12 protein-coding genes are annotated in these 13,515 nt (G+C 65.8%); 4 read left to right on the forward strand and 8 right to left on the reverse strand.

The genetic code is table 11. The features are described 5' to 3' along the window. Positions 1-537: 537 nt before the first annotated feature. From VHL31_RS27130 to VHL31_RS25460, 6 genes are all read right to left on the reverse strand, one after another. On the reverse strand, positions 538-765 hold the full coding sequence (locus VHL31_RS27130) for a hypothetical protein (RefSeq protein WP_414653831.1): 228 nt from the start codon (positions 763-765) through the stop codon (positions 538-540). A 706-nt stretch (positions 766-1,471) separates the two neighbouring features. Continuing rightward, positions 1,472-1,945, reverse strand: coding sequence for a hypothetical protein (locus tag VHL31_RS25445; RefSeq protein WP_329664051.1), 474 nt, complete (start codon positions 1,943-1,945; stop codon positions 1,472-1,474). A 145-nt stretch (positions 1,946-2,090) separates the two neighbouring features. After that, positions 2,091-2,774: a MotE family protein gene (locus tag VHL31_RS25450; protein WP_329664052.1), complete on the reverse strand. Its 684-nt coding sequence runs from the start codon at positions 2,772-2,774 to the stop codon at positions 2,091-2,093. After that, positions 2,774-3,196 (reverse strand): DUF6468 domain-containing protein, encoded by a 423-nt coding sequence (locus tag VHL31_RS27135; protein ID WP_414653832.1) that lies wholly within the window; start codon positions 3,194-3,196, stop codon positions 2,774-2,776. Before VHL31_RS27135 ends, VHL31_RS25450 begins: the two co-directional genes overlap by 1 nt. Positions 3,197-3,218: 22 nt before the next feature. Beyond that, on the reverse strand, positions 3,219-4,292 hold the full coding sequence (gene fliM, locus VHL31_RS25455; RefSeq protein WP_329664053.1) for a flagellar motor switch protein FliM: 1,074 nt from the start codon (positions 4,290-4,292) through the stop codon (positions 3,219-3,221). A gap of 25 nt (positions 4,293-4,317) precedes the next feature. Beyond that, the gene (locus VHL31_RS25460; RefSeq protein ID WP_329664054.1) at positions 4,318-4,902 is read right to left on the reverse strand and encodes a flagellar basal body-associated FliL family protein; all 585 of its coding nucleotides are present in this window, start codon (positions 4,900-4,902) and stop codon (positions 4,318-4,320) included. Positions 4,903-5,060: 158 nt separating this feature from the next. Here VHL31_RS25460 and VHL31_RS25465 point away from each other — a divergent pair, with 158 nt between their 5' ends. After that, on the forward strand, positions 5,061-6,056 hold the full coding sequence (locus VHL31_RS25465) for a proline racemase family protein (protein ID WP_329664055.1): 996 nt from the start codon (positions 5,061-5,063) through the stop codon (positions 6,054-6,056). Positions 6,057-6,077: 21 nt separating this feature from the next. Here VHL31_RS25465 and mprF read toward each other — a convergent pair whose 3' ends face one another. Together mprF and VHL31_RS25475 are read right to left on the reverse strand one after the other, a co-directional pair. Continuing rightward, positions 6,078-8,699: a bifunctional lysylphosphatidylglycerol flippase/synthetase MprF gene (gene mprF, locus VHL31_RS25470; protein ID WP_329664056.1), complete on the reverse strand. Its 2,622-nt coding sequence runs from the start codon at positions 8,697-8,699 to the stop codon at positions 6,078-6,080. Then, positions 8,696-10,090 (reverse strand): AcvB/VirJ family lysyl-phosphatidylglycerol hydrolase, encoded by a 1,395-nt coding sequence (locus tag VHL31_RS25475; RefSeq protein ID WP_329664057.1) that lies wholly within the window; start codon positions 10,088-10,090, stop codon positions 8,696-8,698. The genes mprF and VHL31_RS25475 overlap by 4 nt, the downstream gene beginning before the upstream one ends. A 213-nt stretch (positions 10,091-10,303) precedes the next feature. On the opposite strand from VHL31_RS25475, the gene VHL31_RS25480 reads away from it, so the two are divergent. The 3 genes from VHL31_RS25480 (at position 10,304) to VHL31_RS25490 (ending at position 13,488) form a co-directional block, all read left to right on the forward strand. Beyond that, on the forward strand, positions 10,304-11,008 hold the full coding sequence (locus VHL31_RS25480; RefSeq protein WP_329664058.1) for a VWA domain-containing protein: 705 nt from the start codon (positions 10,304-10,306) through the stop codon (positions 11,006-11,008). Beyond that, positions 11,005-11,724, forward strand: a complete 720-nt coding sequence (locus tag VHL31_RS25485) for a DnaJ domain-containing protein (RefSeq protein ID WP_329664059.1) — start codon at positions 11,005-11,007, stop codon at positions 11,722-11,724. The genes VHL31_RS25480 and VHL31_RS25485 overlap by 4 nt, the downstream gene beginning before the upstream one ends. A 69-nt stretch (positions 11,725-11,793) precedes the next feature. Beyond that, on the forward strand, positions 11,794-13,488 hold the full coding sequence (locus tag VHL31_RS25490) for a glycosyltransferase family 4 protein (protein ID WP_329664060.1): 1,695 nt from the start codon (positions 11,794-11,796) through the stop codon (positions 13,486-13,488). Positions 13,489-13,515: the final 27 nt, after the last annotated feature.

The following is a 13,515-nucleotide window of genomic DNA, read 5'->3' on the forward strand; positions in this document are numbered from 1 at the left end:
CGGTACCCTTGCCAGCAGGAACGGCAAGGCCAGCTGTGACGCAGGCACAGTCAGCAGACCGCGCAGGTGCTGGAGCATCTTGATCGGCTGCCAGAGGGTGCCGGGAAGAACGCTTCCACCAGGCTCACCTGTCCCACCGCCCTGCGCACCATGATGGCCTCCCGCTCCACGCCACCAGGATCGAATCACAGCAACACGGCCAAGGCCAGGGTTTCGCGGCAGTTTCCAAGGGCTGCACAGCAAGGTCGCCAAGTCCCGATGTGCTACGAACACCTACCCCCAGATCTGCCGACTGTAGCCCCGGCACCATGGAGAACAGTCACACGGTCCGTGGCGTGCCAGGTTCATCGGTGGGCGCCAGCTGGAAGCGGGCGAAGTCCACCTGATCCACCTCGCCAGGAGACAATCGCACCTCGAACCGCCCGCCCACCGCATCTCCCGTAGAAAGCTCGTCACCGCGGTATCGCCGCCTGCCAGCCGCGCTTCCGGGAGCTTGCCCAGCAGGCAGTCGCCTCCGAGGGACAGGCCTTCGCCCGCTCAGCACGGGTAGCCCATGGAGGGATCCAGCAGGGTCGGCCCAAGCTGGCGGGGACCATCGCCCGGCGGCTCCAGACCGTGCGCGATGTAGCGGCGCACCGTCTTGCCATCGAGCCCGTACTGTCGCGTGATCGCTGACAGCCCCAGCCGGGGCAATCCAGACGTTGCCGCCACCTCTCCCAGCTCGACCACCGACGCACGCCCATCCAGCCAGAAGAGTATCGGCAAATTGCCACCGCCGGGCTTCCCGGCGCCCTCCGGAACCCCGGCAGCACGACCAACCGGAGAGATCCGCTCTGGCATCAACAGGCGCTGTCGTTCGAACGTCCCAAGTCGCCGCCATCAACGTCGCGGCCGTGGAGAGCGAAGCTGGGCGGAAGATCATCGGCCTGCACCTCGGGCCTTCCAAGGCGGAGACGTTCTGGTCGACCTTCCTCACGGGCCTTGTCGATGCGGCTTGAAGGTTGTGGAGTGGTAATCTCCATACCTATGAAGGGGGCCCTCGAAGAGGCGATCCGGCGGATGTCCGGCGACACGTGGCAACGCTGCCGCGTCCCTCTCGCCGTTCTCCTGGGCGGCATTCCTGCAGAAGCTGGACCATCGTTCCGCAGACGGAACATGGATGCGCTACGTGTTGGTACCCGTTCCCAAAGGCAGAAACATTGGCCGCAGCGGCACGGCGTCAGGCCTACCTACAGGTCGAACCGGAGGCAGCGCAGCAGACTCGGAGGCAGACCGCCCGACCAGCACCGCTGCATGCGAGTTGAGGCCATGGCCGGGCTGACGGTGGCAGCTACCGTGCCCAAAAACAGCGTGGCAGCATGCTGCCACGCTCGACCCACGCCTGTCGTGGCCGATGGAATGGAAGCCGTTGCTCGGTCATGCGTGACGTGCTGCCGCCTGCCAGAAGATGTTGCCAGATGTCACCGCTTCTTCAGGGCAAATCAGCGGTGCCGGGTTTATCGCCGAACAATGGGAAAGCGTGGGCGGCGCGGACAAGCATGCCTTCAATGTCAAGCGGCGAGTCTCCGGACATGATGCGCGTGCGCAGCCGCCAACCTGAAACGTCATAAAACACGTCCGGCTTTAGCTTGTTGTCCTCCCGACGGAGTGCCAGCCCAATTCCGCCCGCCTTGATCGCCAGTTCTGGGCGCTCGCCTGCGAGGATTTCCTGGTGAAGGCCAGTTGCAGTTCCAAGCGCCCGCTCGATAGGCCCCGGTTCTGACCGGATGTCGGCACTGGGCTGGATGCTCAGATCCAGAACACGCTGCTCTGAAGCCGCCACGCCGGCTGCCGCGCAGGTTGCGATCATCGGCACCATGAGCAACAGGGCGCATAGCCTCGACCGTCCTCCGGCGGCTGCTATCTGCCCAGGCTGCTGAAGATAGTCGTAGCGGAGCACCAACATCGAGATCTCCCGATCCGATCAGTCTCTCCGGCCTAACCCAGTACGCCTACACGTCAAGCGCTAGTCCAAAACTGCAAATCCGGCATGCGCATTCAGCTAACGATGTGACCGTAAGATCTCCATGTTCTGCCGGTCCATTCGGCCATCACTCCTTTGCCAGCTGTTCACTGAGCGCCGTTGCTTGCTCGGGTTCCATCTGCTGCATGGCAGCAGCAGCCTTGTCGTTCCGCATCAGTCGCGTGATCTGGGCTGCCTCCTCGGCGGGCAGCCCGTCGAGGATGGAAGCTGCCTTCTTCGGCTTCATTGCTTCGTACAAGCGGGCCAGTCGTTCCGTTCGCTCCGCCTGCTCCTGGTCGCGCCGCTGCTTCTCCTGGTCATGCTGAGCACGCAGATCCGCCAGTGCGGCCAGTTCCGCTTTCAGGGCCTTGGCCAGAGCGTGCAACGCGTCCTCGCTTGCCGCTACCTCCCGCTCGCGGGCCGCCAGGGCTGCTTGGCGCTCCTCTATCTCGCGTGTAGCGAGTGCGAGCAGATCAGGTGCCTGCGCTGAAGGAGAAGCTCTAAGCTCCACCTCACGTTCACCTGCACCCGGCTCGACTGAAGCCAGTTGTTCGACGACTGCAAGCTGGCCAGCATCCTCGGGCTGGCCGATGAGCAAGCCGCCCAGCGCCAGCGCCGACAGCAGAGCGAATGGCCAGAAAGGCCGGGCGAATATACCTCGAGAGCTACCTGTGCCAGTCGCCGCAGCCAGGACAGGGGTGGGCGCCATGTTGCCGAGGCGGAACGTTGCTGGAACGGCCGCGAGATTACTCTCTCCCCTTCTTGCAGGCATCACCGAAGATCCTTGATAGCTCTGCGGATCTGCTCGTGCCGACTCGCAGGCTGGACTGCCGCGGAGGGTGATTCAGCCACTGCCCTGGCCTCGAAGGCCGTTCCACGACCCGAGTCCTGCCCATCTACAACCTGCCGTGCGGATGCCAGCCTATCGTGGAGTTCCCGAAGATACATGTCGGCCTCCGCAGCGGCACGACGCAGGTCGGCGGCCAGCTGTTCACCGTCGACCCGCTGCCGTTGCCAATGACGCATCGTATCAGCAGAAGCTTCGCGCATCTGACGGATCGCGTTCTCGGCACGGGTGGTGGCGCCCGCCAGGTCGACGACGAACTTGCCGATCTCACCTCCATCCCTGCGCAAGGCCACCAACCGCCGATGCACAAGTGCACTCCAGCCAATCGAGCAGAGCAACAGAACCACCAGAACGCACTGGAGCGAGAGCTCAAGCAAGAGGATCCTCCCTCGTACGTTCGATCCTGTCCTGGACGCGAACGGCGAGGCGCTCTCCTTGCCGGCCCATGCGCCCGCTGAGCATCGGCACCGTCCCGCAGCGTAGAACGACATCGCTGTCGGGCTTGGCTGTCAGGAGCAAGAGCGAGCCTACCTTGAGCTGCATGACGTCCTGCAGGCTCATCACCTGCCCGTCGAGGACCGCGGAAAGTTCGACATTGGTCTGGCGCATCTCCCGGGCCAGATGGTTCTCCCAGATCGAATCCCGGCCGAACTTCTCACCCATGAACATCTGGAGAAGCTTGTCCCGGACCGGCTCCAACGTCGCATACGGGAGGAGGAACTCGATCATCCCGCCCCGGCTCTCCATGTCGATCCGCATCCGCACGACCACACAGGCATTGCCCGGGCGCGCGATCGCCGCAAAGCGAGGGTTGGTCTCGATCCGGTCGAACTGCATGTCGATCCTGGTCACCGGTGCGAAAGTGACCGACAGGTCCGCGAGAACCAGGCGAATGAGCCGCTCGACGAGCGTCGCTTCAATGGTAGTGTACGGTCGCCCCTCGATGCGCATGGAGGTAGCCCCTCGGCGGCCGCCCAGCAGCACGTCGACGATGCTGTAGATCATCGGACTGTCGACCGTCACCAGACCGTAATTGTCCCAGTCCACGGCGCGGAAAACCGCCAGCATCGCAGGTAGTGGTACGCTGTCGAGATAGTCTCCAAACCGGCGCGCGTAGATATTCTCGATATTGATGTCGACGTTCTCCGCGGTGAAGTTGCGAATGCTCGTGGTGAGCATCCGCTCGAGGCGATCGAAGACGATCTCCAGCATCGGCAACCGTTCATAGGTCACCTCGTCCGCGTTCAGGAGCGCGTGGATTCCCCGCCGTGCGACAGACTCCTTGGTGCTGGCAAAGCCAAGCAGATTGTCGATTTCGTCCTGATTGAGGATACGTTCCTCTCCTGGCGCAGCCCCACCGACCTCTCCGGCCTCGTCCGGGTCATCCGCGTCAGCCATCGCCGCCCAGGCGGCGGCCATGTCGTCCTCGTCCGTATCGTTCATGGAACTGGCTCCTTCGCCCAGGCGATCACTGCACCAGCATTTCCTTGAACAGCACGTCGTCGATCCGGCTCGGCTCCAAGGCCAGGTTGATGCGGGCCAGCATCTCCTGCTTCAGGCGATGCAGGGCAGCCGGGCCGCTCAGGTCGTCGACGGTCAGACCCCTCAGATAAAGTTGAAAGCTGTCCATGATGCGCGGGGTCAGTTGAACCACGGTGTCCGCCACTGGCTGGGCAGATACCTCGACCGCCAGCCTCAACTTGAGAAAGCGCATGCGTTTGCTGTCGGAGCTGAGGTTGACCAGGACGTCAGGAAGATCCACGAAGATGACCTTGGGCCCAACCGGCCCGCTCGGTAGTGCATGCCCGTCCTCGCCCGCAGGCGCATCGGCAGGCGTCTGGTGCTCTTCCGGCGACGCTGCTGCCGCCTCGGGTGCGAGCTGCTCGGATGCCTGCTCGACAGGCGGAGCGCTGCCGAACAGGCCGAGCATATAGGCGGCGGCACCTCCACCACCACCCAGCACGATCAAGCCGACCAGTGCCAAGAGGATGACCTTCTTCTTCCCGCCGGCAGGTTTCTCGGCTGCTTCAGGCCCCTTCGTCTTGTCCGCCATCCGCTGCTGTTCCCGTCATGTGCACCACGGTCCCGGTCGGACCTCGCTGTCTCGATTTCTAGCTAAACCGGGTTAACAAAGCGTTTCCCCCGCGGGCCCAAGATGGTTTGGTCGGCCCCGAGCGATGGCTTGGACGGCGCAGGGAAGGAGCCAGGATCGTGCGTGTTCAGACCGTCGAGATGCACACCGGGGGCGAGCCCGTACGAATCGTGGTCGGCGGGGCGAGCCTTCCGAGCGGGCGAACGATTCTGGACAAGCGGCGGGTTGCCCAGCAGGAACTGGACCCGTTGCGCCGGTTCCTGATGCACGAGCCTCGCGGGCACGCCGACATGTATGGCGTGCTGCTGGTGGAGCCTGATCTTCCCGATGCCGATCTGGCCGTGCTGTTCATGCACAACCAGGGCTGGTCGACCATGTGCGGCCATGCCGTGATCGCGTTGGGACGGTTCGCCGTGGACAGGGGTCTCGTGCCGCGCACCGAGCCCGAAGCCCGTCTCACCATCCAGTGTCCCTGTGGGCTGGTCGAGCTGTGGGTCGAGGTCCGGGGCGACAGGACAGGTCAGGTGCGCTTTTTGTCCGTGCCGGCCTTTGCGCATGGCCTCGACAAGGTGCTGGACGTGGCCGGAATCGGCCCGGTCGCCGTCGATGTCGGCTATGGAGGTGCATTCTATGCGGTCGCCGACGCCGGGCAGTTCGGGCTCGACATCCGTCGTTCACGCCTTCGCGAGCTGGTCGACGTGGCCGACGCGATCACCCTGGCCGGGAAGGCACAACTGGCGTTGGACCATCCGGACGATCCCGATCTTGCATTCCTGTATGGTACGATCCTGACCGACGACGGCGATGGTGAGGATGTGCCATCAGCCAATGTCTGCGTCTTCGCCGAGCGCGAGGTGGACCGGAGCCCGACCGGCTCGGGCGTCACCGCCCGGATGGCGGTCCTCCATCGTCGCCGCAAGGTCGCCCAGGGGCAGCGGCGGCAGTTTGCCAGCGTGACGGGCGCCGTGTTCAAGGCGGAGATCGTGACCACCGAACGGGTCGGTCTCCGGCCGGCGGTGCGGGTCCAGGTCAGTGGACGAGCCCATTACAGTGGCGAGAGCATATTCACGCTGGAGGACGACGACCTGATCGGCCGTGGCTTCCTGCTCACCTGATCGCCGCTTCCATCTGCCAAGTCACCGATGAACGATGCCGCTCCAGCCGCCGGCGATGAGTGCAGTGATGTCTGGCAGCACCCGGCCCAGGGAAATGCCCGGATACAGGAGATAGGCCGGCCTCCAGGTCGGATGGAACTTCGCCTTGAAGGCACGCAGGCCCTGGAAGTTGTAGAGCCGCCCGCCGTGACGGACGGCCATCCGGCCGAACTTGGACCATAGCGAGGCCAGGCGATGCTCCGGCAGGCCCGCGAGCGGTGCCATCCCCAGATCGAACCACTCGAAGCCTTCCGCCTTCGCCCATAGAAGAGTCTCGACGATCAGATAGTCCATCGTGCCGGGCGGGGCCTCGGGCACGAACCGCATCAGGTCGATGCCGACTTCCCTTCCCTTGCCGGCCTGCCAGATGTTGGCGAATGCCACGATCCGCTCACCTTGACGTACAACAGCGCAAGGTGATGTCGACAGATAGGCGGGATCGAAGCGGCCCAGCGAGAAGCGCTTCTCCCGGGTCTTGCGCTCGGCAAGCCAGGCGTCCGAGACCAGCCCCAGCTGGTCCAGATGCTCGTGGACCTGTGCCGGCGGCAATACCGCGAAGGTCAGGCCGGATCGTGGCGCCTTGTTGCGGACGTTCCGCAGCTCACCCCGCTGCTTCCCGGTCAGGTCGAAGGCAGCGAGACGTACCCTCGCATTCTCGCCGATCTTGATCGGACGCAGCCCCAGGTCGAGCAGCCAAGGCAGCGCGTCGGGACCGACCTGGTAGAACACGGTCCGTCCGCCATGGCGGTCCACCTGCGCGTGGAAGTCCCAGAGCAGCTCGGCCCAGCGCTCCTTGGGTCCTACCGGCTCGCCCATCACGACCCATGAGCGGCCCTGGACAGCATACATCAAGAACGCCTCGCCGGTCCGGTCGAAGAAGAGCGCCTTGTCGCCAGTGAACGCGAGCATCGCGGTGGCCGAGCCATGGCGTGCGATGATCGGCCGGGCGCGCTCCAGTTCCTCGGGCGTCGCTGGATGAGGCGTGGCAGGCGGCGGGCGCAGGAGCTGGGCCAGCGCCACGACAGCAGCCAGAACAAGTGCCACGGTGGCGCCGCGCAGCGATCGCGACACGTCCCCCTCGAGGGTGAAGGACGTCCACAGATGCTGATCGAAGTCCACGAAGCGGTAGGCGAAGAACAGGATCCAGATGGTTGCCGCCAGGGCCGTCGCGACCGCGATCATCCAGCTGATCGACAGGCGCTCGTCCAGCAGGGAACTCTTGCGGTAGAACTCGGACCGGCAGGGCAGCAGCAGCACCAGAACCAGCATGAGGTAGCTGGCTTCCTCGTAATCCAGACCCTTTAGCAAGGACGCCACGGCGGCAGTGGCAAGACCCAGCGCCGCCAAGAGCCAGGCGCCATAGACGCGCCGATACAGGCCGCGTGCGATGAGCAGCAGGGCCGCGCCGACCATGCTTGCCCATAGATGGGACGCCTCGATCACCGCGAGCGGCACATAGGCCTGCAGCAGATCGAGCCGCAGCTGGCGGGCCGGCGTCGCGATGGACAGCAGCAGGATGACGCCCGCGATCCCCGTGAGGATGGCGAACAGGGTCGGCGCCATCGGCCCCACCGCCCGCAGGGTGACTTGGCCGACGGCGCCGAGCCAGCCGCGGATCCGCGCCACCTCCAGCGCACCCATGATGATGGCGCCAAGCAGCAAGGGGACGAGATAGTAGCAGATCCGGAAGAGAACGAGCGCCCCCAATACGCCGACGACCATGTCCGGTGGCGGCTGCAGGAGCACCAGTACGGCTCCCTCGAACACGCCCAGGCTGCCTGGGACATGGCTCACCACGCCCACCATGATGGCTGCCGTGAAAATGGTGATCGCAGCGGGCAGCGAGAGATCGAGCTCCGGCGGGAGCAGCACCCAGAACGCCATGGCGGCAGCGCCCAGGTCGGCCAGGCCCAGGCAGATCTGGATGATCGTCACGCCCGGCGTGGGAGCGTCGATGCGATGGCCGCGGACCTCGATGCCGCGAGGCTTCAACCAGCCCCAGATGATGTAGCTGCCCACTGCCAGCAGCAGAAGGCAGCCCAGCGTGAACCACAGCGAGGTCGGGACTTGCGTGGCGTTCCCGAGCGTTTCCGGAGAGAAGACCAGCACGAGCCCGGAAAGAGTGGCCACGCCGATCGAGAAGGTGAAGGTAAAGAACGCCTGGACCTTGGCGACATCCAGCGCGCCCAAGCCCTGACCCACATAGAAGCGGTAGCGCACGCCGGCGCCCACGAACGGCGCAAAGCCGGTACAATGGGCGATCGACTGGGTCACGAAGCTGGCCGTGGCGATGTGGAGCAGGGGCAATTTCTTGCCCGCCCATCGCAGCCCGTAGATCTCGTAGCCGACCAGGGTGATGAAGCTGAAGGCGGTGAGGGCCTCGGCCAGCAGCACGCGGTCCCAGCCGATCCGGGCGATCTCATAGGTGACGTCTCGCCAGTGGAACGAGCCCACCATGCGGTGCAACACCGTCACGGCGATGATGAACAGGCAGGCACCCAGGAGGTAGGGAAGGACCGACTTCACATGGGAAAGCCAAGTCCCCTGCTTGCTCGCCGCCACCGGCTTGCCGGTCGCTGCGTCGGCCACCTGTGGTGCCCTCACCAAGCTCCTCCACTGCGTCTTGCCAATCCTGCGAGGATCGTGTCGGCGATCACCGCATAATTCCCATCGAAGTGATGCCCACCGGGCCGCTCCACCTGCTCGAATCCGGCCGCTTCGGCAGCGCGGCAGCCGGTCTGGTCGGCTTTCTCGTCCGCCCCGAAGAAGCACTGGACCCGGTCGCTGTCCATGTTGGCGAGGTCCGGCGGGATCGGCCGGCTGTCGCTTCCCTTCAGGCCGACCCAGCCAGCGACGTGGAATTCGAATGCGGCCGTGCGTCCAAGGGCCAGAAGACTGACCTGGACGACCGCCGCCCGTGTCTCCGTTGCCAGGAGCGGCCAGACCGCCGGCAGGACGTCCGCCCCGAAGCTATAGCCGACCAGGACCAGTTGATGGGCACCCCACTGTTCCCAATAGTGCCTGAAGATCCGGTCCAGGTCGTGGGCCACCTCGGAGGGAGGACGCTTGGTCCAGAAATAGCGCAGCGAATCCAGGCCGATGGTCGGCAGGCCGCGCTCCACGAACACGGAAGCCAGCCTCTTGTCGATGTCACGCCAGCCGCCGTCGCCCGACAGGATCAGAGCGACGCTGGGTGACGCCTTGTCGGTAGGCAGTTCAACGAGCGGCAGATCGGACAGGGGTCGGCCGTCCTCCGCCTGATCGATGGCGAAGGCCCGGCTGGCCGCGACGGCGTCGATCAGGGCAGCCGGCAGGTCCTGAACCGGGCCAAGGTCGATCGACTTCGTGTTCGCCAACTGCTGTGACCAGGGAAAGGCAGGGTTGTGCCGCCGCCAGCGGGCATCCACGAACCAGCCGGCCAGAGCGTCCGCACGTCCATAGGCATAGGCATAGGCATAGGCACCCGCCCCCGACGCTGTTCCGGCGCCGGGCGGGCACAGGGACCGCTTGCTGTGGACGATCTCGGTGCCGTCCAGGGAGATTGCGCCCGCGAAGGTCTCGGCCGGCGCATTGGCCAATGCCAGCATGGCGACGGTGCCACCCTCGCCAACGCCCAGGAGGATCGGGTGGCGGTAGTGCTTCGAGTTCCAGGCGCGCTGCACGATCTTTCCGGCCTCTTCCAGATCACCCGCCACATAGTGGCAGTCGCCGGAGCCGGTGGCCGACGCGTCCATCCAGACCTTCAGGTCGATGCCGGCCACGGCGTAGCCCGCTTCGGCCAGGCCATCGGCCGACCGGTCCAGTTGGCTGGTCCAGCCGCTCGTGTCCGATATCAGGAAGACGAGGTCGCGGGGCTCTCCTGCCGGTCTTGCCACATGAAGCCGGGTCAGTCCTGCGCCTGCCGACAGGTCGAATTGCTCGGCAGCCGATGCCGCAGGCCACCAGCCGGCGAACGGCAGGAGCATCAGGGCGACAGCTCTGATCAACCTCTTCATGCTTGCCCTCTGGAGCGGTGGTGCGGAACTAGCGGCATGAGAGCTTCCTGCGCAACATCCTGTGCATCTGTGCGCAGATCATCATGACGAAAGCCTTAACGACGATCCTGGATCGATCAATCGGGCGAATGGCACAAGCCCGGCCGGGCTCCGATGAACAGTCGCTCGGCTCCGCGTCTTCACCTTGCCCGCTTCTCACGCCATATGGCGGGCATGAGCGATCATGTACCAGCACGTTCACGCACTGGCGACGTCGCCGCGTTCGTGGCCCAGGCGCGGGCTGTTGCCGAGAAGGCGGCATCCGCGCCGCAACGCGCGCGGCTGATGTTCGCCATCGACGCCACGCGCTCGCGCGAGCCGACCTGGGACCTGGCCTCCGGCCTGCAGATGCAGATGTTCCAGGCTGCGGAAGCCCATGGAGGGCTGCGTGTCCAGCTGGTCTATTTCCGGGGCACCGACGAGTGCCGCGCCTCCCGATGGCATGATCAGGCGAGACCGCTGACGGATGCGATGGAACGGGTGACCTGTCGGGCGGGCCATACCCAGATCGCGCGGGTCTTCCGCCATGCGCTGCGCGAGCAGGCCGCCGGTCGGATCTCGGCCCTGGTGTTGGTGGGCGATGCCTGCGAGGAAGCCGCGGACGAGGTGATGGGGCTGGCGGGGCAGCTTGCCATGGTTTCCCTTCCCGTGTTCGCCTTTCACGAAGGTGGCGACCGACTGGCGGAAGATCTGTTTCGGGAGATTGCGCGGGTGACGCGCGGCGCGTTCCACCGCTTCGACCATCACGCGCCCAGGCTCCTGGCGGACGCCTTGCGGGCGGTTGCCGTCTACGCGTCCGGTGGACGGGAAGCCCTGCTGCGCCTGGCGGAGCGGGAAGGCGGCACCACCCGGCTGATCGCGAACCAGGTAGGCCGATGATCCTGGTCGTCTGGTTGCTGGCGGCCGCGGCCGCGGTCGCGTTCGTCTGGTGGTTGCTTCGCAGCTTCGCCAATGCGAGGCCTCATCAGATCATCAGTGCAGGCAAGCTGTTCGCCGCGAGCTTCGTCGCCATGGCAGGGATGGGCCTGCTGGCGTTCGGTCGTCTCGGGGTCGTTGGTGCCCTCATCGGTGCTTCCGTGCTGACGGCCACCCGGATGCGTGCGCAACACCGGCCGCCGGATCCCTTGCCAGGCGACGCAGCGGACGAGGGCGACCGATCGGTGGTCGAGACGCCATGGCTGTCGATGAGCCTCGACCGTGCCACCGGAGAGATGAGCGGCCAGGTCAAGCAGGGCAGGCTCGTCGGGCAGTCGCTCGCCGCCCTGTCGCTCGACCAGCTCCTGGCATTGCGCCAGGAGATCGCGGCCGCTGAACCGAGTTCGCTGCCACTTGTCGATACCTGGCTGGATCGGGCCGCACCCGACTGGCGCGAGCGGGATCGAGACCAGCGTGGCGACGAGGCCACGTTCCACAGCGGGAACATGGACGAGGCTCAGGCACTGGACATCTTGGGGTTGCGCCCCGGTGCCGGGCGGGCAGAGATCGAGGCTGCCTACCGGCGTGTCATGGCCCAGGTCCATCCGGACAAGGGGGGCTCCAACCGCTTGGCGAGCCTGGTGAATGCAGCCAGAGCGTTCCTGCTGAACCGGGGATGACGGCCTGTCGCTCGGCCGGTGGCACGGCAGAGCGCGCCGGGCGCATGCCGACACGCGAACGAGGCCAGCATGCCGGTAAACGCGGCGATCCAGTTCCATGACGACAGCTTCCGGACGGACCAGCCCAAGCTGATGGGTCGTCAGGCTGCGACCGAGAGCTTCTTTCATGCTTGGCTGGCTCATGCGGATGTCGACGTCGCGGTCGCCTATGTCGAACGTGCGGCGGACCGTGCGGCCTTCGCCGAAGCGGTTCGCAGGTTCGATGGACATGATCGGCGCCTGCTGGCGGTAGCGACGCCAGCCGACAGCACGGCCGTCCAGGCGACCGGCGCGCTGTTCCGGCCTGACCCCCAGCTGGCCGAGCTCGCTTTCCGCCGACGTCGCGGCGACACGCGCCGCTGGTCCCTGATCGGCGTGACCCACACCACCGCCTCGCTCAACGCCATGAAAGCGTTGAGCGACCTCGTTCTTGGCCCCCTGGAGCCGTGGGATGCGCTGATCTGCACCTCGAGCAGCGTCCGTGCCATGGTCAAGCGCCAGATCGACGGCATGTTCGCCTATCTGCAGGAACGTCTGGGGGCCAGCCGCCGGCCGAAACTCAACATGCCGGTCATCCCGCTCGGGATCGATACGGCGACCTTCGATCCCGCCACGGCGCAGGCGCAGGCGACGCGCGTCCGGCTGCGGGCGGAACTCGGGATTGCCGAGGACGATGTGGCCGTCCTCTATCTCGGCCGGCTCAGTGCCTATGTGAAGGCGCATCCGCTGCCGATGTTCGTGGGCCTCGAGGAAGCCGTGGCGGCGGCCGGTGGACGCTTGCACGGCAAGGTCCACCTCATCCAGGCCGGCTGGTTCACGGATGACAAGCGCGAGGCCCACTGGCGAGAAGGCCAAGAGATCCTGGCGCCATCGATCCGGCATCATGTGCTGGATGGAAGGCAGCCGGAGGTGCGCGCCGGCATCCGCTTCGCGGCGGACCTGTTTGCAAGTTTTGCCGACAACATCCAGGAGACCTTCGGCCTGACGCCGGTCGAAGCCATGGCGGCAGGACTGCCCGTCATCGCCTCGGACTGGGATGGCTACCGGGAAACCGTCACCTCGGACTGCGGCATCCTTGTGCCCACCATGATGCCTGATCCGCATGCCGGCCTCTGGCTGGCGCAGCGCTTCGAAGACAATCTGGAGACCTACGACACCTATTGCGCGACGGCAGCGCTTGCGACGTCGGTCGACGTGTCGGCTGCGCGGGAAGCCTTCACCTCTCTCCTCACGGACCGGGAACGGCGTGGCGCTATGGGCCAGGCCGGACGGGCACGGGCGCGTCAACATTACGACTGGGCACGGGTTGTCCATGCCTATCAGGAGCTGTTCAGCGACCTGCAGAAGCAGCGGAGGAAGGCCGCGGCCCAGACCATTCGTGCTGCCGTCAATCCGTGGCGGCCCAACCCCTTCGACCTGTTTCGCGGCTACTCGACCCGTACGATGCAAAAGGGCATCCGCCTGCGGGCGACGCTGCGTGCGTCGTCCGGCAGTGGGAATGGAGCAGCACTCCGCCTGATGGAACTGGACCTGAACCAGCTGCGCGGGCGCGCGCCCGGCGATGGGCCGCAGGCCCGCGCCCTGCTGGAGGAGATCATGGCCAGCGGGCCGGCCGGCGTGCCGTACGAGACATTGCTTCGCCCGGAGATCGGCGGATCCGCCTCGATGATCTGCTTTCACATCGGATGGCTGATGAAACTCGGGCTGGTCGAGCCGGTGGCCTGATCGGCCTCATCCCGGGCCTGTGCTTGC

It is taken from the genome of Geminicoccus sp. (assembly GCF_036263595.1).
In the GTDB taxonomy this organism is placed as follows: domain Bacteria; phylum Pseudomonadota; class Alphaproteobacteria; order Geminicoccales; family Geminicoccaceae; genus Geminicoccus.

What these genes read in the sequence shown, in the direction of transcription:
- fliM (WP_329664053.1), bottom strand. Translation starts at nt 4,292, where the DNA reads ATGAACGATACGGACGAGGACGACATGGCCGCCGCCTGGGCGGCGATG.
- VHL31_RS25445 (WP_329664051.1), bottom strand. Translation starts at nt 1,945, where the DNA reads ATGTTGGTGCTCCGCTACGACTATCTTCAGCAGCCTGGGCAGATAGCA.
- VHL31_RS25480 (WP_329664058.1), top strand. Translation starts at nt 10,304, where the DNA reads ATGAGCGATCATGTACCAGCACGTTCACGCACTGGCGACGTCGCCGCG.
- VHL31_RS25450 (WP_329664052.1), bottom strand. Translation starts at nt 2,774, where the DNA reads ATGCCTGCAAGAAGGGGAGAGAGTAATCTCGCGGCCGTTCCAGCAACG.
- VHL31_RS25485 (WP_329664059.1), top strand. Translation starts at nt 11,005, where the DNA reads ATGATCCTGGTCGTCTGGTTGCTGGCGGCCGCGGCCGCGGTCGCGTTC.
- VHL31_RS25460 (WP_329664054.1), bottom strand. Translation starts at nt 4,902, where the DNA reads ATGGCGGACAAGACGAAGGGGCCTGAAGCAGCCGAGAAACCTGCCGGC.
- VHL31_RS25475 (WP_329664057.1), bottom strand. Translation starts at nt 10,090, where the DNA reads ATGAAGAGGTTGATCAGAGCTGTCGCCCTGATGCTCCTGCCGTTCGCC.
- VHL31_RS25490 (WP_329664060.1), top strand. Translation starts at nt 11,794, where the DNA reads ATGCCGGTAAACGCGGCGATCCAGTTCCATGACGACAGCTTCCGGACG.